Raw genomic sequence first — 17,381 nt, forward strand, 5'->3', positions numbered from 1 at the left:
CCGGCTAGAACGGCGCGATCGTGCCCTGATAGAAGGGCGCGAGCGCGGCGAGCTGGTCGGCGATGAGCCGGTCGGGGCGGCAACGGGGCAGCTTGCTCGCGCTGGAGACCTTGCCCTGCTCGTGCGCCCAGCGCTCAAACAGGCCGGGCATCACGAGACGGATCAAGGGGAGGCCGAGCGCACCGGACGCCCGCCGCTGCGCATAGTCGGGATGGTGGTGGCAGAGCTCGGCGTCGAGTTCGGGGGCCAGCACATTGGCCATCGGGGTGCGCATCGAGTGCGTGCGCAGCTCGATCCACCACTCGTGGACCTGCGCCTTCTGGCCGGCGCCTAGTCGCTGGGCATAGGGCGCGACATGGAACGAGATCGGCGCCCAGCCATTGCGTTGGCAGACGGCCTGCAACGCCGCCAGCAGGTCGCGCTCCGTGAGGCGTTCGCCCTGGGCATTGAGCCGGAAGCCGGTGCGACCGACCACCTGCAGCCGCGGCGGATTGACGGACACGAAGCGCACGATGTCGTGGGTGACGCAGCGGCAAAGCCCGGCCGGCGTGGTGATCACCGGTACATAATCGACTCCGGTCCGGATCCCCTCGAGGGGGACGCAAGGCGTGCCCGTCAGGTCGGGTCCGACCTCGCCGGAGGCGGGCAGGGGCAAGAATTCGAAGAACACACCGGCATCCGCGATCAGCCGCAAGGCGGCCGGACTGGCCTCGTCTTGCGCGGCGAAAACGCCCTCGGCGGAAAGGTAAACCTCGTGCAGCCGCGGCTTGGGTCCCAGGGCGGCGCGCAGCGCCTCGGTGAACAGGCCGGTGGGGGCGCCCGCATGCAGGCAGCACTCAAGGTTGGGCCAGAGGGTGGCGAGCGGCGCGGTGGGTTCGGTGCCGCCGGCGTCCGCCCGCACCTGGTCGGCCAGGGCGCAGAGTCGGTCCGGGGTGCCGGCGACCAGGGTGACATTGAGGGCGCGCATCGCCGCGACCGTGGCGGCGAGCTTGTCGGGCCCGTCGGGCAGCACGGCCACCTCGCCGGGCGGGGAGCGCAAGTTGGCTTCGGCCCAAGCGGAGACACAGAGCGTTAACAAACCGTCGAGGCTGGTGCGGTACCGGCCTTGGTTCTCGGCGACGGCGATGCTGGCGCCGAGGTGCAGGTGCCGGCCGAGGAACACGCGGGTGTGCCCGGCGCGGCGGGCGTAGTGAAACAGGGCATCGCGCAGGCCCAGGCAGAAATGGTCGAGCACCGCCTCGGGCGCGGGCAGAAGGAGGGGCGACGGGCCGGTCGTCCCGGCGGTCTCGACAAACAAGGGGCAGCGTCCCGGCAGGAGCACGTCGGTCTCGCCGGCGGCCATGCGCGTGATGAAGGGCTGGAACCCGCTAAGCGTCCGGAGCGGGACCTGGGCGCAAAACTGCGCGTAAGTCAGGGTGGCGGCCAGCCCGTGGGCGCGGCCGAATTCCGTGCGGGCGGACTGGGCCACGAGCCGCGCGAAGGCCTGGTGCTGGGCACGGAGGTCGTGGTCGCGCCGCTTGAGCCGGCGGGCGAACCCGGCCACGCGCAGACCAGCCCAAAGGGTGACGAGAAAGCGAGGCGCCAGCGTCATGCGTGGCGTGACCATGGACGGCGGCGGGCGGGAGGTCACTGGGATTCTGGGGGCAGGGTGAATTTTCCCGCCGGACCCGGGTGGGGCCGCGCCCGTGGTATTGGATTGCCGGGCGGGCGGTTCGGGTCGAAAACCCGCCTGTGCCATCGCTGCCCCCCGTCATTTTCGAGGATGAGAGCCTCATCGCGTTCGACAAACCGAGCGGGTTGCTCATCGCCCCGGACCGGTGGGACAAGACGCGGGTCAACCTGATGGGGCTGGTGCACGACCAGCTGGGCCACGGGGTGGCCAACGTGCACCGGATCGACGCCGACACGAGCGGCCTGGTGCTTTGCGCCAAGACCAAGCCGGCCCTGGATTTTCTCAGCGGGCAATTCCAATCGAAGACCGTGGCGAAGGTCTATGAGGCGCTCACCGCCGGGCTGCCGGCGCAGGATGAGTTCGAGGTGGACCTCGTGTTGAAGGAGGATGACGCGAAGCCCGGACGGATGTGCGTGGTGAAGAAGCACGGCAAGGCGAGTGTCACGGCGTTCACGGTCCGCGCGCGGTTTCCGCAGCCGGCGGGGCGGCCGGCCTTTGCCCATCTCGAGTGCCGGCCGCAGACCGGCCGCACCCACCAGATCCGCGTGCACCTGGCGGCGACCGGCACGCCGATCCTCAACGATCCTTTCTACGGCAACGAGACCCGGCTGCTGCTCTCCGATCTCAAGCGCGGGTACAAGGGACGCGCCGACGAGCGTCCCCTCATCGCCCGGCTCGCCCTGCATGCTGCGGCGTTGACCTTCACCCACCCGGTCACGCGCGAGAAAATGACCCTGGCCGCCCCGTTGCCGCAGGATTTCGCCGTGGCGTTGAAATATCTCCAGAAGTTTGCCCGGCGCTGACGGCATATTACAGTTGTCCGGCCCCGTCCGAGGGGGTATCACATTCGCCTTCAGCCCGCGATGAATGCCTATCCCGTCCCTTCGCTCAACCCGTGGTTTCCTCCGGCCGCCACCGATGCGCCCGCGCCCCGGCCGCTGCGGGCCATCGGCGTGATCGGCACGGGGCGCACGGCCACGGGGATCGCCCACTGGTGCGCCGTCCGCGGCTTCGGGGTGATTCTGCAGGACAACGAGCCGGCGGCCCTGACGCGCGCGGTTGAGGTGATCCGCGGCCTGTTCCGCGAGATGGAGGCGCGCAACGAGATCACACACGCGGCCGCGCACAAGGCCATGGGCGGGATCGGCATCACGACCGGCCTGGAGGACATGGAATTTTGCGACATGCTGGTCGACACCCTGCTGGAGGATGCGGAGACCAAGCGCACCCGGTTCACTGAGCTGGCGCGGGTCATGCCCCCCGAGAGCATCCTGGCGGCGGGGGCCTCGGTGGCCGGCCTGGAGGAGCTCGTGGCGGTGACGGCCACACCCGAGCGGCTCATCGGCCTGCAGTTTTTTGATCCGGTCCACGAAAGCACGCAGGTGCAGGTGGTCATCGGCTCGCGGACCGCGCGGGCGACGGCGGAAAGCGTGCTCGGCTTCATCGCCGCGCTGGACAAGCGGGCCATGCTCCAGGGCGCCCCGCGCCCCCCGGCTTGAGGCGTCGAGAAATGCATTGCAGTCCGGGACCGATTCCCGGCTAATTTCGACCACACCCGCCCATGGCCCAGGTCGCGACCCTCAACAAAGAACAGAAGCGCCACCTGCTGGTGACGATGCTCGAGAGCCGTCTCGGCGATCTGCGCGAGGAGAGCCTTAACCGTCAGGGCAAGGGGCACTTCCACGTTTCCGGCCGCGGGCATGAAGGCCTGGCCGCCGTGGGCGTGCAGTTGCGGCAGGGCGACTTTGTCGTGCCGTACTACCGTGATCGCGGCATGTGCATGGGGCGGGGGATGACCACCCGGCACCTCGCCCTCGAGTATTTTGCCAAGCGCGATTCCGCCTCCCGCGGCCGGATGATGCCGTCGCACTATTGCTCCCGCGAACTCAACATCGTGAGCGTGCCCACCCCGACCGGCTCCCAGCTGGTGCCGGCGTGCGGTATCGCCTGGGGCCTGCAGCTGGACCAGAAGGACGGCGTGGTGGTGACCTCGATCGGCGATGCCGCGACCCGGCAGGGTGATTTCTACGAGGCCCTCAGCATCGCCCTGGAGCGGAAGCTGCCGGTGCTGCTCATCGTGGAGGACAACGCCTACGGCATCTCGACCCCCACGCACCACACCAATCCGCTGGTGCTGCAGGCGGTGAACCCGGCCCAGTGGCAGGTGGTGGATGGCGCCGACCCGCTCGCGGTGCACGCGGCGACGCAGGAGGCGCTGGCGCGCATCCGCGGGGGCGGCGGACCGGTCTTCCTGTGGGTCAAGGTGGAGCGGCTCTCGAGCCACACGAGCTCCGACGACCACACGCTCTACCGTTCCAAGGAGGCCATCGCCGCGCTGGAGCAGCGTGATCCGATCCGCGCGCTCAAGGCGCGGATGCTGCAGGATGGCGAGCTGACCGAGAAGGAATTTGAGAAGATTGAGGCCGACCTGAAGGAGAAGGTGCGGCTCGACTACGCCGCGGCCGAGAAGGCCGAGAACCCCCGCGCCGACGAGCTGCTGATCGAGTCGGTCGGGCCGCTGCCCGAGGTGACCGCGGAACTCTTTAAGCCCGGCAAGTACCGCATGGGCGACCTGATCAACCGCACGCTGCGCGCCGGGCTCGACGCCGATCCCGCGCGGATGATCTTCGGCGAGGATGTCGAGGATCCCAAGGGCGGTGTCTTCCGGCTCACCCAGAAACTCTCGACGGATTTCCCGGCGCAGGTGTTCAACTCCCCGCTGGCCGAGTCCACCATCATCGGCCTCGCCGGCGGTCTCGCGCTCTACGGCCGGCGCCCGGTCTTCGAGATCCAGTTCATTGATTTCATCTACCCGGGCTTCAACCAGCTGGTCTCCAACCTGGCCAACCTGCGCTGGCGCACGAACGGCGAGTGGAAGGTGCCGGCGGTCTTCTACGCCCCCTACGGCGCCTACCTGCCGGGCGGCTCGCTCTGGCACTCCCAGGCCAACGAGTCGGTCTTTGCGCATTTCCCCGGCATCAACATCATCATCCCGTCCACGCCCGAGGACGCCGCCGGCCTGCTCTGGACCGCGATGCACGCCGAGGACATCACCCTGTTCCTGCTGCCCAAGCACATGCTCTGGGCCGAGCGGGAAACGGCGGTGCCCGTCGCTGCGATCCCCTTCGGCGTGGCCCGCCATTGCACCGAGGGCTCCGCGCTCACGCTCGTGGCCTGGGGCAACACCGTCGAGAAAGCGCACGAGGCGCTCGCCCTGCTGGGGGAGCCGGGAGCCGTCGAGCTCCTCGACCTGCGTTCTGTCGTGCCGTGGGACAAGGCCGCGGTGGAGGAATCCGTCCGCAAGACCGGCCGCCTGGTCATCGTGCAGGAGGACACGGAAAACTGTTCCGTCGGCCAGATGATCATCAGCCACCTCCTGGCCCAGCCCGGGATCTGGGCGGCGCTGAAGGCCCCGCCCGTACTCGTGTCGAAGGGTAACGTGATGATCGGCTACAATCCCATCTACGAGTACGCCGCGCTGCCCGACGGGCCGCGCATCGTCGAGGCCCTGCGCCGCACGCTCGCGATCGACGTGGCCCGCGGCGAGGAACTGGCCGGGCTGGCCGCTGCCGCGCCCCTGGCCGTCGAACCCACGGGCCACGCGGCGGCACCGGCGGCCGACCCCCACGCCCATGCCCCGCAGAGCACGGTGGTGGCCGGCACGAACGACATCATCGTACGGGTGCCGATCATGGGCGAGGGCCTGCGCTCCGCCCGCGTCGTCGCGCTCAACAAGAAGCCCGGCGACCCGGTGAAACACGACGAGGTGCTGTGCGAGCTCGAGACGGACAAAGCCGTCTACCCCGTGGAGGCGTCGTTTGCCGGCACCTTCAAGGCGTGGTCCATCAAGCTCGAGGAAACCGTGCTGATCGGGCAGGCGATCGCGCAGGTCACCGGTGACGCCGCGAGCGTGGCCGGACTGGCGATCGAGGCGCCCGTGACGAAGGCGGCGGCCGCCCCCTCCGCTCCCACCACCCGCGGCGCGGCCGCCGCGGCCCCGGTCGCGCCGGCTCCGGCGTCCCCCCTTATGCAAGGCCAAGTCCGTCCGCCCGCCCTTTCCCCCGCGATCACCAAGCGGCTCGACACGGTCGTGCCCGCCAATCTGCTGATGGACTGCCGCTGGGAGCCGATCCGCCTCGCGCGCGAGGCGGCCAAGGCCAAACACGGCAAGGCTGCGGCCTCGCCGTCGTCGATGATGGCCTGGTGCGTGACGCGCACGATGGAGCTGCACGCCGGTTTCCGTCGCGTGGTGAACAAGGACGGGGTGATCCACGAGCTGGGCGATTTCGACCTCGGCGTCGCCGTGGCGTTGGACGGTGACCGGCTCGGCACCGCGGCCATCACTGCCGCCAATAAACTAGCTTGGGCCGATTTTGTCACCGCATACAACCGAGCGGTCGAGGAGACCCGCGGGGGCAAATTGGTGGAGGTCCAGGCGCCTCTGAACATCAGCAGCCTCGGGGCCTTCGGCGTCGAGAATGCCACGCCGATCGTGGTGCCGCCGGCCATGAGCACGCTCTTCATCGGTTCCGCCCACGAGAAGATGGTGAAGGACGGCGGCATCGTCTACCCGATGGAAGTCGTGACGCTGTCCCTCACGTTTGACCACCGCGTGGTCAACGGCGCGGGGGCCGCCGCGTTCATGATGGAGTTGAAGCGGCAGTTCGAGACCTTCGCACTGCCCGCCTGAGCGCCGGTCCGGCGGCTTGCGGAAGCCCGGGTTTTTGGCATGGTGACGGCACCCCATGAACTCCACGCCTGCCCCCCGTCCCGTTACCCGTCGTCAGTTTCTCGGCCGCGTCTCGGCCGCCAGCGCGCTCGCCTTGGCGCCGCGCTCCTTGTTCGCCCAGGCCGCCGCCGGCCGGAAACTCGGCGTCGCGCTCGTTGGCCTCGGTGGCTACAGCACCGGCCAGCTCGGGCCGGCGCTCCGGCTCACGTCGCATTGTCAGCTGACCGGCGTGGTGACGGGCTCGGTCGAGAAAGGGAAGAAGTGGGCCGCCGACTACGGTTTTCCGGAAACCAGCATCTATGATTACAGCACGATGGCGCGGCTGGCGGACAACCCGGCGATCGACATCGTCTATGTGGTCACCCCCAACGGCCTGCATGCCGAGCACGCGATCGCGGCGGCGCAGGCGGGCAAGCACGTGATCTGCGAGAAGCCGATGGCCAACACCGTGGCGGACTGCGATGCGATCATCGCGGCCTGCCAGAAGGCGGGGGTGCGGCTGGGCATTGGCTACCGGCTGCACTATGATCCCACCCACGCGGAACTGCGCCGGCTCGCGCGCACGCAGGAGTTCGGGCCGTTCCTGAAGATGGACGGCGGCTTCGGTTTCACCATGGGCCGCTCGCAATGGCGGGCGCAGAAAAAATTGGCGGGCGGCGGTCCGCTGATGGATCTCGGCGTCTATGTTCTCCAGGAGGCGCTGATGGCCAGTGGCGAGGTCCCGCCGGTTGCGCTGACGGCGCGCGAGCTGCCGAAACTGCGGCCGGAGTTCTTCGTGGATGTGGAGGAGACGATCGAGTGGACGCTCGAGTTTGCCAACGGCGCCCGGGCCACGGGCTGGACCAGCTACAACGCCAACCGGAACGATTTCCGGGCCGAGGCGAAGGATGGTTGGTATGAGATCAGCTCCGCCTACGGTTACAAGGGGCAGAAGGCCGTGACGAGCCGCGGCCCGGTCACGGTGACGCCGCCGGCCAGCCAGCAGGCCCTGCAGATGGACGCCTTTGCGCGCGACGTACTCGACGGCACGCCCAGTTTGGTCCCGGGCGAGATGGGCCGACGCGACATGGTGATGGTGGAGGCGATCTACGCCTCGGCCGCCGCGGGTGGGAAGCGCGTGGAACTTAAGTTCTGAGCCGTCCTACCCGGGGAGCGGCCAATAAAAAACCGGGCGGAGGAATCCGCCCGGTTGGATGCCGAGGAGACAGGGCTCCGGCTCAGGCGGCCGCACGCCGCCGGCGCCACACCACAAGCCCCAGGGCACCAAGACCGGCAAACATCGCGTAGGTCGAGGGCTCGGGGACAGCGGAGACACGGGTGAGCGTGAAGCTCTCGATGCTCATGGTGTTGCCGGAAACCGCAACATTGAGAGGGGCACCATGGGAGAAGCCCCATTGGCCGTTGCTGTTGACCAAGGTGGCGGCGGAGAAGGCATCCGTGGTCGGATTCCAGGTATAGGTGCCGCGCTCCATGCCGTTTGTGCCGTTGGCGGCATCGGCTACATTCTCGCTCTCCGCATGAAAATAGATGCCGTTGTCGAGAAACACGAGGACCCCCGTGCCGGCAGCGGTCGGTGTCGCGGTATTGCCAAACGCCCAGGCTCCCACGATGGCCGATGAGGTGGGCTGCACGCGGGTGAGCGTGAAGCTATCGATGGTCATGGTGTTGCCGGAAACCGCCACGTTGGGCGGGACACCATGGGATAGTCCCCATTGCCCATTGCTGTTGACCAGGGTGGTGGCGGTGAAGGCGTCCGTGGTGGAGTTCCAAGTATACGTGCCGCGCTCCATGCCGTTTGTGCCGTTGGCGGCATCGGCGACGTTCTCGCTTTCAATATGAAAATACACGCCGTTGTCGAGAAACACGAGGACGCCCGTGCCGGCGGAGGACGGGGTCACGGTATTGCCAAAGGACCATGCTCCAACGATGGCCTGGGCCGAGGCGGAGCAAACGGTCAGCAGCGCGAAGGCGGCCGCCCGGAATAAGGATGCGTGGAATTTCATTAGGGAGGAGATAGTTAAAAAATGGCGCGGTGGATTTTCCGGTCAAGAATCAGCCCGGCTTTTCACTAGGGAAATCCCTGAAATTTACCCAGGGCTCGGCGCCGGTTCGGACTGCTATCCCAAAAACCGTACGCATGGAGGCGTCCGGCCTTGGACATTGGCATAAGGCTTCCGCTCAGACGACGATCTGGCGGCGGCGCCAGGCCGCGAGGCCGAGGGCGCCGAGGCCGGCGAGCATGGCGTAGGTTGACGGCTCGGGGATGGCCTGAATCTGGAAGCTGACGGCGGTGGCGTACGCGGCGAAGCCGAAGGCGCCGGGGATGGTGATCTCATCATCGGTGTCGGCGCGGTGGATGAAGATCAACTCGGCATTGTAAGTCTGGCCGTTGACGAAGGCGTTGGAGGGAATCAGGAAAGAGTTGGTGTCGGCGCCGGGGTTGGACTGTTGGTCGTAGGTGCCGCCGATGCCGGGGGTGAAATCCACATAGAGCTCGACGTTGTCGTAGGGGAACGCATCCCCAAAGGCATTAAAATTCAGGGTGTACGGGGAGGAGGCGTCGACCTGCAGTTTGCCGCCGGACCAGGTGCCGCCGCTGATCCAAGGCGTGCTCGGGAAGAGATCGCCGGAGAGGCTGAGGCTCGTCACCGTGACCGGGCCACCAGCAGTGGCGATGTTCATTGAGAACGCGCCGGTATAGGCGGCGTTGAGCGCGGTGGTATCGGCATAGCCGATAGACTCGAAATTCCGGAAGATACCCACGGAGGGGAGAGACTGGGGGCTGCTCGCGCTACCGGCGTGCGTGAGGGTGTAGGCGCCGCTCAAGCCGGTGCCCTCGACAAAGGCTGAGAACGTGTAGGGATCCGAGATCAGGCTTGGGGCGGACGAGCTCGTTTGCTCGTAATCTTTGGTGTAGGCGAAGCCGTAGCCGTCAATACTCTGGGCCTGAAGGGCGGGAAAGGCCAGCAGCGCGAAGGCGGCGGTCAGGAGGAGGGATGCGCGGAATTTCATGAGTAGGTTGGGAGCGCAACCAGTCAGGCCCACCGGCGTTTTCCGGTCAAGGCCCACCCCTGTCATCCTGCAGGGGAATATCCTAGGCGCGTCGGGCGCGGATCCCGCTCAGAATTCCGCCGTTCCCGGAGTGCGGGCGAAGGGGATCACGTCGCGGATGTTGCCGACGCCGGTCACGAACATGAGCATGCGCTCGAAGCCGAGACCGAAGCCGGCGTGCGGCACGGTGCCGTAACGCCGCAGGTCGAGATACCACCAGTAGGCCTTCTCATCGAGATGGTGCAGGGCCATGCCGGCGCGGAGCTTGTCGAGGCGCTCCTCGCGCTGGCTGCCGCCGATGATCTCGCCGATGCCCGGCACGAGGAGGTCCATCGCGGCCACGGTCTCGCGGCCCTCGGCGCAGCCGTCGGTCTGGCGCATGTAGAACGCCTTGATCGCGCGCGGGTAGTTGTAGACGGTGACCGGGCACTTAAAATGTTCCTCGGTAAGGTAGCGCTCGTGCTCGGCCTGGAGATTAGCGCCCCACGACACGGGATGCTCCCAGACCTTGCCGGATTTTTCCAGGATCTCGACGGCCTCGGTGTAGCTGCAGCGCACGAAGGGTTTTTCGAGCACGAAGTCGAGGCGGGTGAGCAGTTCCTTGTCCACGAACTTGCTGAAGAATTCGAGGTCGGCGGCGCAGTGTTCGCGCACGTCGCGGATGAGGTATTTCACGAAGGCCTCGGCGAGGTCCATGTCACCGAACAAGTCGCAGAACGCGACCTCCGGCTCGATCATCCAGAATTCGGCGGCATGGCGCGAGGTGTTGGAATTCTCCGCGCGGAAGGTCGGGCCGAAGGTGTAGACGTTGCTCAGCGCGCAGGCGAAGATCTCGGCCTCGAGCTGGCCACTGACGGTGAGGAAGGTCTTCTTGGCGAAGAAATCCTGGGTGGCGTCGACACGCTTGTCCTCGCCGCGCGGCGGGTTTTCCAGGTCGAGGGTCGTGACGCGGAACATCTCGCCCGCGCCCTCGGCGTCGCTGGCGGTGATGATGGGGGCGTGGACGTAATGGAAGCCGCGTTCCTGGAAGAACTGGTGGATGGCGTAGGCGAGGCGGCTGCGCACGCGGAAGACGGCGCCGAAGAGGTTTGAACGCGGGCGGAGGTGGGCGATCTCGCGGAGGAACTCCAGCGTGTGGCCCTTCTTCTGGAGCGGGTAGGTGGCGTCGGCCTCGCCAATCACTTTGAAGGTCGTGGCGACGACCTCCCATTTCTGGCCCTGGCCCTTCGATTCGACGAGGCGGCCGACGACCTCGATCGAGGCGCCGGTGTGGGCCTGCGCGACGTGGGGGTAGTCGGGGAGGGTGGCGTCGACGATGACTTGCATGCCCTTGAGGCAGGAGCCGTCGTTGAGCTCAATGAAGGAGAGGGCCTTGGCGTCGCGGCGGGTGCGGACCCAGCCTTGCAGCAGGATCGCGTCGCTCGGGCCGGCGGCGTTGAGGGCGTCTTTGACGAGGGTGCGTTGCATGGGGCGAATATTTTAAGGGACCATTGGCCACAAAAAGCGCGAAAAACGCAAAGGCAGAATCCGGCGCTAAGACGGTCGGCTGCGGCTGAGCCGCGGCCCAGCAGGAGCTGGGCCCTCCGCCAGCTGCTGGGTCAGCGTCTAGCCTGCAATCACCGCTCGATGCCGACGGGGTAGAGCAGGTAGCGGTCGTCTTGGAATTTCGTCCGCTCGTAGAACCACTGCAGGCGGGCCGCCGGATTTTGGGCAAAGGCCGGTTCCGCCGCCAGCTTGGCTTCGAACTCGGCTTTCAGCGCCGGATCGTCGGCGAGCATCTGTTCGGCCAGCGGGGCGATGACGTAGCCTTCGATGTATTCGGTGCGCTGCAGGATCTCGTTGAAGAAGCCCCACGCGAGCAGCGAGTCATGCGCCGCGGGTTCGAGCAGCACGATGGCGAGATCCCCCAGCGGCTGGTCGGTGGGCACGCGGACGGAGCCGGCCGGAAAGGTTTCCGTGCGGGTCTCTCGCCGGACGTCGGTGCGGAGGGTGTAGCGCGTCTCAAACACGTGAAAGCCGCCGGACGGCTGCGGCTTGGCCCCGGTGAGCCGGCACATTTCCAGGCTGACGGTGCGCGCCTCGGTCAGGGTCTCGAACCCGATGCCGTGGAGTTTCAAGCGGGCGATGACTTCCGGCTTGGTCACGGGAACCCAGTAGGCCCGGGGGCGCGCGAGGAAGAGGCCCGCCTTGCTGCCGCGCACCGGCACGCCCGGGAGGAGCTGCGGACGGCCCAGCCAGCGGATCTCCTTCGCGCCCGACGCCGGGGAGACATACTCTTCATACGCGACCCCGAGCACATCCATCGCGGTGGTCGGGTCGGCGTCGGTCCAGTTGACCGGAACCTGTTCCGGCCGGGTTGCGCGGTCGGCGGCGATCGCGGCTTGCAGTTCGGGGCCGTGCTCGCCGAGCGCGCGGAGCGCAGATTCGAGAAACACATAGGTGCCGAGCACGCGCTGGCGGTAGGGCTTGAGTGAGTGGGTCTCGAGCAGCACCGCCGGCAGGTGGCGCAGGTCGCCATACCCCGTGGAGAAACGCGGGGCGCCGTTGCCAATGCTGATGCCCCCGGACGGTTCGCGACCGTTCACCGGCTCGTAGTAGGGGCCGGGGATGTGGCCGCCCTGCACCAGGGCGGTGTCGGTGGCCGGGCGGAACCGGCGGTTGAGCCACGCGGCGATGCCCGGGGAGTAGGCCGGAGCGCCTTCGCCCCAGCCCTCGAAGGCGTAGGTGATATCGTACTGGTGATCGAGGCCGTCGGTGACGTGCAGGTCGAGGTAGAGCGCGGGGTCGGCCGCGCGCAGCAGCCCGATCATCGCCTGCATCTCGGGCGCGTCGGCCTTCATGTAGTCGCGGTTGAGGTTCAGGTTCTGGGCCGTGGTGCGCCAACCCTGGTGGACGGGGCCGCGCTGGTTGGGCCGGTTCCACGCCGAGCGGTGCTCGTGGCCGTCAGCGTTGAAGACGGGGACGAGGACGAAGTTCGCGTGGGCCAGCAGCGTGGCTTTGCCGCCGAACGCGAGGTCCCGCAGCAGCATCAGGCCGGCGTCCTTGCCATCGATCTCGCCGGAGTGGATGCCGGCCTGGGCGAGCAGGGTGGGCCGGCCGTTGGCCGCGAGGGTGGCCACCGTGCTCGCGCCCTCCTGGCTGGCGAGGACGACGTAGAGCGGCCGGCCCGCGGCGGTCCGCCCGAATTCCTGCAGGTGCAGGAGCGGGGTGGCGGCGCAGAGTTTTTGCAGCCACGCGAGGGTCTCGTCGTAGTCCGGCGAGTCGGTGAGTCCGGTGCGCTCGGACGGCGTGATCCACGGATGGTCCGGCGGAGCGATCAGCGCCTCGCTGGCGCCCTGCCACGGGAGGACGGGAGGCAGAAAAGCCTGCGGATCCTCGGCCCGGGTGAGAGGCAGAAGGAGGCAGAGGAGGAGGGCAGGGGCGTTGAGCCGGCAGGGAGACATCCGGGCAGCTTGGAGGACTCTGGTCCGGTGGCAACCGGACAGCGGCCGCAGTAGTGCACCTATTTTGTCGGGACCTGCCCAGATGCCATTTGCATCGGGGCGCAGACAGGCGACGATGGGGTTACCCCTCCCATGCGTACCCCCCTGCGTTGGTGCCTGATCCTCCTTATGTTGTCCCTGCCCTTGGCTGCCGCCGAACCTGCCCCGCTCGGCTCCACCGTCTTCACCTGGGAGAGCCTGGCCGTGCACGCCACCGGGGTCGGCGAGCGCCGGGATGTCGCCCGGAATCCGACGGCGACGATGCAGGAGTTTGAGTGTCACATCAGCACTCTGAACCCCGCCCTCGCGTCGCACCCCCCGCATACGCACCCGCAGGAAGAGATCATCATCCTGCGCGACGGCGAGCTGGACGTGCACATCAACGGCACCCAGACGCGCGTCGGGCCGGGCGCGCTGTTCTTCTTTGCGGCGAACGACCCGCACGCGGTGCAGAATCGCGGGGATAAGCCCGCGACGTATTTCGTCTTCAATTTCTCCAGCGCGACCACGACCCGGCTGCGCGGCCAGGCCCCGCTGCCCGCGGATCCCGGTCGCCTCGGCTCGCGTATTTTTCAGTGGGATGAACTGGTGGCCGTGCCCACCAAGGCCGGGGAGCGGCGCGACGTGATCGATCTGCCCACCGCCACGCTCGCCAACTACGAGTGTCACGTCACGACCATCGGCCCGGGCCTCGCACCCCATGCGCCGCACCGCCATCCCGACGAGGAGGTGTTGCTGCTCAAGGAGGGCCAGCTCGACGTGACGATCAACGGGGTGACCACCCGGGCCACGCCCGGGTCCATCGTGTTCGTCTCCTCGGGGGACGAGCACGGCTGGAAAAATACCGGGGCCACGCCGGCGACGTACTACGTCATGCGGATCCGGACCGAGGCGACGCCGGCCGCGTTGGCGATGAAATGAGAGAGGGGTTGTTTCGCCGCTGAGCGTCTTTGCTTTTTCCGGGTGGCGGCTTGCAGGGGGCGAAGGGGCGGGTAAGGTGGCGGCACCCCCTTCCGGCCCGCCCGCGGGACCGGTTTCACCCCATCGTTATCCCGTTCTCTCTGCCATGAATTCTTCCCGTGTGCTCCTCGCCGCCGCCCTGGCGGCCGTCTGTTTCATCCCCACCCAGGCCGCCATCGGCCTCGGGGCCAAGCCCCCGGCCGGCGCCGACGTCATCCTCGACGGCACCCGCGCCACGCTCGATGAGAAATGGACCTATTGGGAAGGACCACGTTTCGGGTCGGCGCTGCCGATCAAGTGGCGCATCGTGGAGGATCCGGTGGACGGCGGCACGGCCGTGCAGACCCACGATCCGGCCGCGGCCGGCGGCAAGTACGGCGCCGCGGACATCATCACCCGGCGCGAATACCGCGATTTCCGGCTGCATATCGAGTTCCTCGTCATGGGCCCCGGCGGCAACAGCGGCGTCTACCTGCAGAACCGTTATGAGATCCAGATCTGTGACGGGGACAAAACCAAGCACGGCATGGGCGCGGTGATCAACGAGACGGAGTCGCCCTATCATCTGTACAAGGGGCTCGGCCAATGGAACAGCTACGATCTCGTGTTTCGGGCCGCGCGCTTCGAGGGCGGCCGGCGGGTGGAGCCGGCGCGGGTGACGATGTATTTCAACGGGGTGAAGGTGCACCACGAACAGGCGATCAACCAGGTCTGGGGCGGACCCAACTCCGGCCTCGACGGGGGCAATGACGGCGGCAAGGGCATCACCGACGTGCCCGGCCCGCTGAAGCTCCAGGCGGAGGGCCATGACGTGCGCTACCGCAACGCCTGGATCCAGGAATTGGATCTCGGCGCGGGCGGCACGGATTTCGCGGACTGAGCCGCGCCGCCGGCCGCCGGTCTACAGTCGGACCGAAACCGCCGTTGACCCGGCGGCGGACTGTGCATTCGGTCGGGTACCCCATGCGAGCCCCACGCAGCGTGCCATTGCTGGCCATCCTGGCCTTGTTGCCTTGCGTCCGCGCGGCTGAAACCGGCGGCGGGCTGCCGCCCACCCCGAGCCGCGCCTGGGTGCAGGCGCTCTTCGATTCCTGGCGGGCCCCCGTGCCGCCGCGGCACTTGGGCGGCAACCTCTACTATGTCGGGGCCAGCGGGGTGAGTGCCTGGCTCATCACCACGCCCGCGGGGCACATCCTGCTGGACACGGGATTTGAGGACACGGTGCCGATCATCGTGCGCGGGGTGGAGCAACTCGGATTCAAGGTCACGGACATCCGGCTGATCCTGAGCAGCCATGCGCACATCGACCACACGGGTGGGCACGCGCTGATGAAGCGGACCACCGGGGCCGAGGTTGTGGCCAGCGCGGCCGACGCGCGCGTGCTCGAATCGGGCGGGGCGGATGACTTTTTGGTCTGGCCGAAGGACACGCTCCTCTACGCCCCGGTGCCAGTGGACCGGATCATCGCCGACGGGGACACGGTCACGCTCGGCGGCACGACGCTCACGGCCCACCTCACCCCCGGGCACACGCGGGGGGCGACGACCTGGACGATGGAGCTGGCGGACGGCGGCCGCAGTTACCAGGTGGTCTTCTTCAGCAGCGCGTCGATCAACGCCGGCACGCGTCTGCTCGGCAATGCCGCCTACCCGGGGATCGTAGCCGACCTGGAGCAGACGCTGGCCACGCTGAAGGCGCTGCCTTGCGACCTCTACCTCGCGCCGCACGGCGGCCAGTTCGCCATGGCGGACAAGTTCGCCCGGCTCGACCGGGGCGAGGGCGTCGCTGCCCTCGTGGACCCCGCGGGCTGGCGCGAACTCATCGCCGGGGCGGAACGGAGCTTCCGCGATCAGCTCGCCCGCGAACAAGCCCTCGCCCAACCATGAGCACCGCGCCAACCACCCCCGACCGGGACCAGGGCCTCAAGACCCGCGAATACATCGGCTACGCCCTCGGCGACACGGCCTCGAATTTCTTTTTCCAGACCTTCAACATTTTCCTGACCTACTACTACGTCGACGTGTGGGGGATCCCGGCGGCGGTGCTATTGTGGATGATGCCGATCGTGCGGCTCGTGGGCGCGTTGGACGACCCCATCATCGGGCTGATCGCTGACCGCACGCAGTCGCGGTGGGGGAAGTTCCGGCCCTATCTGCTCTTCGGCGCGATCCCTTATGGCATCTGCGGCTACCTCGTGTTCGCCGGGCCCGACCTGGGGTCGCAGGGCAAGGTGGTCTACGCCTATGTCACCTACGCGCTGATGCTGCTGAGCTACTCGGTGATCAACGTGCCCTACTCATCGCTGCTGGGCGTCATCAGCCCGTCGTCGCGCACGCGCACGGTGGCGTCGAGCTTCCGCTTCGTCGGGGCCTTTGGCGGTGCGTTCCTGATCTCCCTGCTGGTCCGGCCGCTCGTGAAGCACCTGGGCGCCGGCAACGAGATGCAGGGCTTCCAGCTGACGATGGCGATCTTCGCGGTGCTGTCGGTGCTCATGTTCTGGACGACGTTCGCCACGACCAAGGAGCGGGTGACGCCGCCGCCCTCGCAGAAGACGAACGTCCGCGAGGAGCTGCGCGAGCTGTTCCGCAACTGGCCCTGGGTCACGCTGCTCATCGCCTCGGTCTTTTCCACGACCTTTGTCGCCCTGCGCTCGGGCAGCACGCTGTTCTATTTCAAGTATGTCGCCGGCGACGACGGCGCCCCGATCCTGTTCGGGCAGTTCGACCGCAGCACGGTATTTCTCGCCTCAGGCGCACTGGCGCAGGTGGCGGGCACGGCGATGCTGGGCGTCCTCGCCCGCCGCGTGGACAAGAAGTACGCGGCGACCGTCCTGAGTGCGATCACGGGGCTCTGCTTCCTGGCCTTCTTTTTTCTGCCGCCGGACCGTTTTGGCCTGCTGCTGGCCCTCAATGCGCTCGGTTATCTGTGCATGGGGCCGACCTCCGCGCTGACTTGGGCCCTGTACGGGGACGTGGCCGACTACGGGGAGTGGAAGTACGGCCGGCGCTCGACCGGACTGGTCTACTCGGCCTCGCTCTTCTCGATCAAGACCGGGATCATGTTCGGCGGCTACCTGCTGCCGCTCTTCCTCGACCGCTTCGGCTTCGTGCGCAACGCGACCCAGACGGCCACGGCGATCCTCGGCATCACCCTGGCGTTCTCCATCGTGCCGGGTGTCTTCGCCCTCCTGAAGGCCGTAGCGCTGTGGGTCTACCCGCTGGACCAGCGGCGCGTGGACGAGATTGAAAGCGAGCTGGCCGCCCGCCGGGCGGCGCCGGCCGCGCCGGCGGCCTGACCTGCCGCGCGGCGAGGTGTGCCCGGGGTGGGACTCGAACCCACACTCCTTTGCAGGCCACGGATTTTAAGTCCGATGCGTATACCAATTCCGCCACCCGGGCGAGGTTTGGGATTGCCGAAACAGGATTGCGGAATGAAGTGGGCCCCGTGGCAAGAGTCTTCCCCATGCCGTCATCACGGTCGCGCCCG

The 17,381-nt window shown here is 67.7% G+C and carries 13 protein-coding genes and 1 tRNA gene; 8 read left to right on the forward strand and 6 right to left on the reverse strand.

The window, feature by feature from the left end; all coding sequences use genetic code 11:
* Window positions 1-4: 4 nt before the first annotated feature.
* A complete protein-coding gene (locus Verru16B_RS07845; protein WP_169829283.1) occupies window positions 5-1,591 on the reverse strand; it encodes a GH3 family acyl-acid amido synthetase in 1,587 nt (528 codons plus the stop codon).
* Window positions 1,592-1,731: 140 nt separating this feature from the next.
* Between Verru16B_RS07845 and Verru16B_RS07850 the strand changes: the two genes are divergently transcribed.
* The 4 genes from Verru16B_RS07850 to Verru16B_RS07865 all read left to right on the forward strand — a co-directional run bounded on the left by Verru16B_RS07850 (window position 1,732) and on the right by Verru16B_RS07865 (window position 7,536).
* Entirely contained in the window at window positions 1,732-2,475 is a 744-nt protein-coding gene (locus Verru16B_RS07850; protein WP_069961761.1) for an RluA family pseudouridine synthase, read from the forward strand.
* 60 nt (window positions 2,476-2,535) lie between these two features.
* The gene (locus Verru16B_RS07855) at window positions 2,536-3,171 is read left to right on the forward strand and encodes a 3-hydroxyacyl-CoA dehydrogenase family protein (RefSeq protein WP_069961762.1); all 636 of its coding nucleotides are present in this window, start codon (window positions 2,536-2,538) and stop codon (window positions 3,169-3,171) included.
* A 62-nt stretch (window positions 3,172-3,233) separates the two neighbouring features.
* On the forward strand, window positions 3,234-6,362 hold the full coding sequence (locus tag Verru16B_RS07860) for a thiamine pyrophosphate-dependent enzyme (protein WP_069961763.1): 3,129 nt from the start codon (window positions 3,234-3,236) through the stop codon (window positions 6,360-6,362).
* Between the two features lie 55 nt (window positions 6,363-6,417).
* Window positions 6,418-7,536 carry a Gfo/Idh/MocA family protein gene (locus Verru16B_RS07865; protein WP_069961764.1) on the forward strand — a complete coding sequence of 373 codons (1,119 nt, stop codon included), beginning with the start codon at window positions 6,418-6,420 and terminating at the stop codon, window positions 7,534-7,536.
* Window positions 7,537-7,618: 82 nt separating this feature from the next.
* Here the strand turns inward: Verru16B_RS07865 and Verru16B_RS07870 are convergent, their stop codons facing one another.
* The 4 genes from Verru16B_RS07870 to Verru16B_RS07885 all read right to left on the reverse strand — a co-directional run bounded on the left by Verru16B_RS07870 (window position 7,619) and on the right by Verru16B_RS07885 (window position 12,895).
* Window positions 7,619-8,404 (reverse strand): PEP-CTERM sorting domain-containing protein, encoded by a 786-nt coding sequence (locus Verru16B_RS07870; RefSeq protein ID WP_069961765.1) that lies wholly within the window; start codon window positions 8,402-8,404, stop codon window positions 7,619-7,621.
* Between the two features lie 175 nt (window positions 8,405-8,579).
* A complete protein-coding gene (locus Verru16B_RS07875; RefSeq protein WP_069961766.1) occupies window positions 8,580-9,413 on the reverse strand; it encodes a PEP-CTERM sorting domain-containing protein in 834 nt (277 codons plus the stop codon).
* A gap of 108 nt (window positions 9,414-9,521) precedes the next feature.
* Window positions 9,522-10,919, reverse strand: a complete 1,398-nt coding sequence (asnS, locus tag Verru16B_RS07880) for an asparagine--tRNA ligase (RefSeq protein ID WP_069961767.1) — start codon at window positions 10,917-10,919, stop codon at window positions 9,522-9,524.
* Window positions 10,920-11,068: 149 nt separating this feature from the next.
* On the reverse strand, window positions 11,069-12,895 hold the full coding sequence (locus Verru16B_RS07885; RefSeq protein WP_069961768.1) for a M14 family metallopeptidase: 1,827 nt from the start codon (window positions 12,893-12,895) through the stop codon (window positions 11,069-11,071).
* 132 nt (window positions 12,896-13,027) lie between these two features.
* Between Verru16B_RS07885 and Verru16B_RS07890 the strand changes: the two genes are divergently transcribed.
* The 4 genes from Verru16B_RS07890 (at window position 13,028) to Verru16B_RS07905 (ending at window position 17,190) form a co-directional block, all read left to right on the forward strand.
* A complete protein-coding gene (locus tag Verru16B_RS07890; RefSeq protein WP_069961769.1) occupies window positions 13,028-13,855 on the forward strand; it encodes a cupin domain-containing protein in 828 nt (275 codons plus the stop codon).
* A 145-nt stretch (window positions 13,856-14,000) separates the two neighbouring features.
* Window positions 14,001-14,774, forward strand: coding sequence for a 3-keto-disaccharide hydrolase (locus Verru16B_RS07895; protein ID WP_069961770.1), 774 nt, complete (start codon window positions 14,001-14,003; stop codon window positions 14,772-14,774).
* 83 nt (window positions 14,775-14,857) lie between these two features.
* A complete protein-coding gene (gene bla / locus Verru16B_RS07900; protein WP_083270198.1) occupies window positions 14,858-15,781 on the forward strand; it encodes a subclass B3 metallo-beta-lactamase in 924 nt (307 codons plus the stop codon).
* Window positions 15,778-17,190, forward strand: a complete 1,413-nt coding sequence (locus tag Verru16B_RS07905; RefSeq protein ID WP_069961772.1) for an MFS transporter — start codon at window positions 15,778-15,780, stop codon at window positions 17,188-17,190. Before bla ends, Verru16B_RS07905 begins: the two co-directional genes overlap by 4 nt.
* 19 nt (window positions 17,191-17,209) lie before the next feature.
* On the opposite strand, the gene Verru16B_RS07910 is transcribed toward Verru16B_RS07905, so the two are convergent.
* A tRNA-Leu gene (locus tag Verru16B_RS07910) sits at window positions 17,210-17,293 on the reverse strand.
* Window positions 17,294-17,381 lie beyond the last annotated feature (88 nt).

This window comes from Lacunisphaera limnophila, from assembly GCF_001746835.1.
Classification (GTDB): domain Bacteria; phylum Verrucomicrobiota; class Verrucomicrobiia; order Opitutales; family Opitutaceae; genus Lacunisphaera; species Lacunisphaera limnophila.

Bases quoted from the DNA above. Each gene is read 5' to 3' on its own strand.
- bla (WP_083270198.1), top strand. From the start codon at position 14,858: ATGCGAGCCCCACGCAGCGTGCCATTGCTGGCCATCCTGGCCTTGTTG.
- Verru16B_RS07885 (WP_069961768.1), bottom strand. From the start codon at position 12,895: ATGTCTCCCTGCCGGCTCAACGCCCCTGCCCTCCTCCTCTGCCTCCTT.
- Verru16B_RS07860 (WP_069961763.1), top strand. From the start codon at position 3,234: ATGGCCCAGGTCGCGACCCTCAACAAAGAACAGAAGCGCCACCTGCTG.
- Verru16B_RS07865 (WP_069961764.1), top strand. From the start codon at position 6,418: ATGAACTCCACGCCTGCCCCCCGTCCCGTTACCCGTCGTCAGTTTCTC.
- Verru16B_RS07845 (WP_169829283.1), bottom strand. From the start codon at position 1,591: ATGACGCTGGCGCCTCGCTTTCTCGTCACCCTTTGGGCTGGTCTGCGC.
- asnS (WP_069961767.1), bottom strand. From the start codon at position 10,919: ATGCAACGCACCCTCGTCAAAGACGCCCTCAACGCCGCCGGCCCGAGC.
- Verru16B_RS07895 (WP_069961770.1), top strand. From the start codon at position 14,001: ATGAATTCTTCCCGTGTGCTCCTCGCCGCCGCCCTGGCGGCCGTCTGT.
- Verru16B_RS07855 (WP_069961762.1), top strand. From the start codon at position 2,536: ATGAATGCCTATCCCGTCCCTTCGCTCAACCCGTGGTTTCCTCCGGCC.
- Verru16B_RS07905 (WP_069961772.1), top strand. From the start codon at position 15,778: ATGAGCACCGCGCCAACCACCCCCGACCGGGACCAGGGCCTCAAGACC.
- Verru16B_RS07875 (WP_069961766.1), bottom strand. From the start codon at position 9,413: ATGAAATTCCGCGCATCCCTCCTCCTGACCGCCGCCTTCGCGCTGCTG.
- Verru16B_RS07890 (WP_069961769.1), top strand. From the start codon at position 13,028: ATGCGTACCCCCCTGCGTTGGTGCCTGATCCTCCTTATGTTGTCCCTG.
- Verru16B_RS07870 (WP_069961765.1), bottom strand. From the start codon at position 8,404: ATGAAATTCCACGCATCCTTATTCCGGGCGGCCGCCTTCGCGCTGCTG.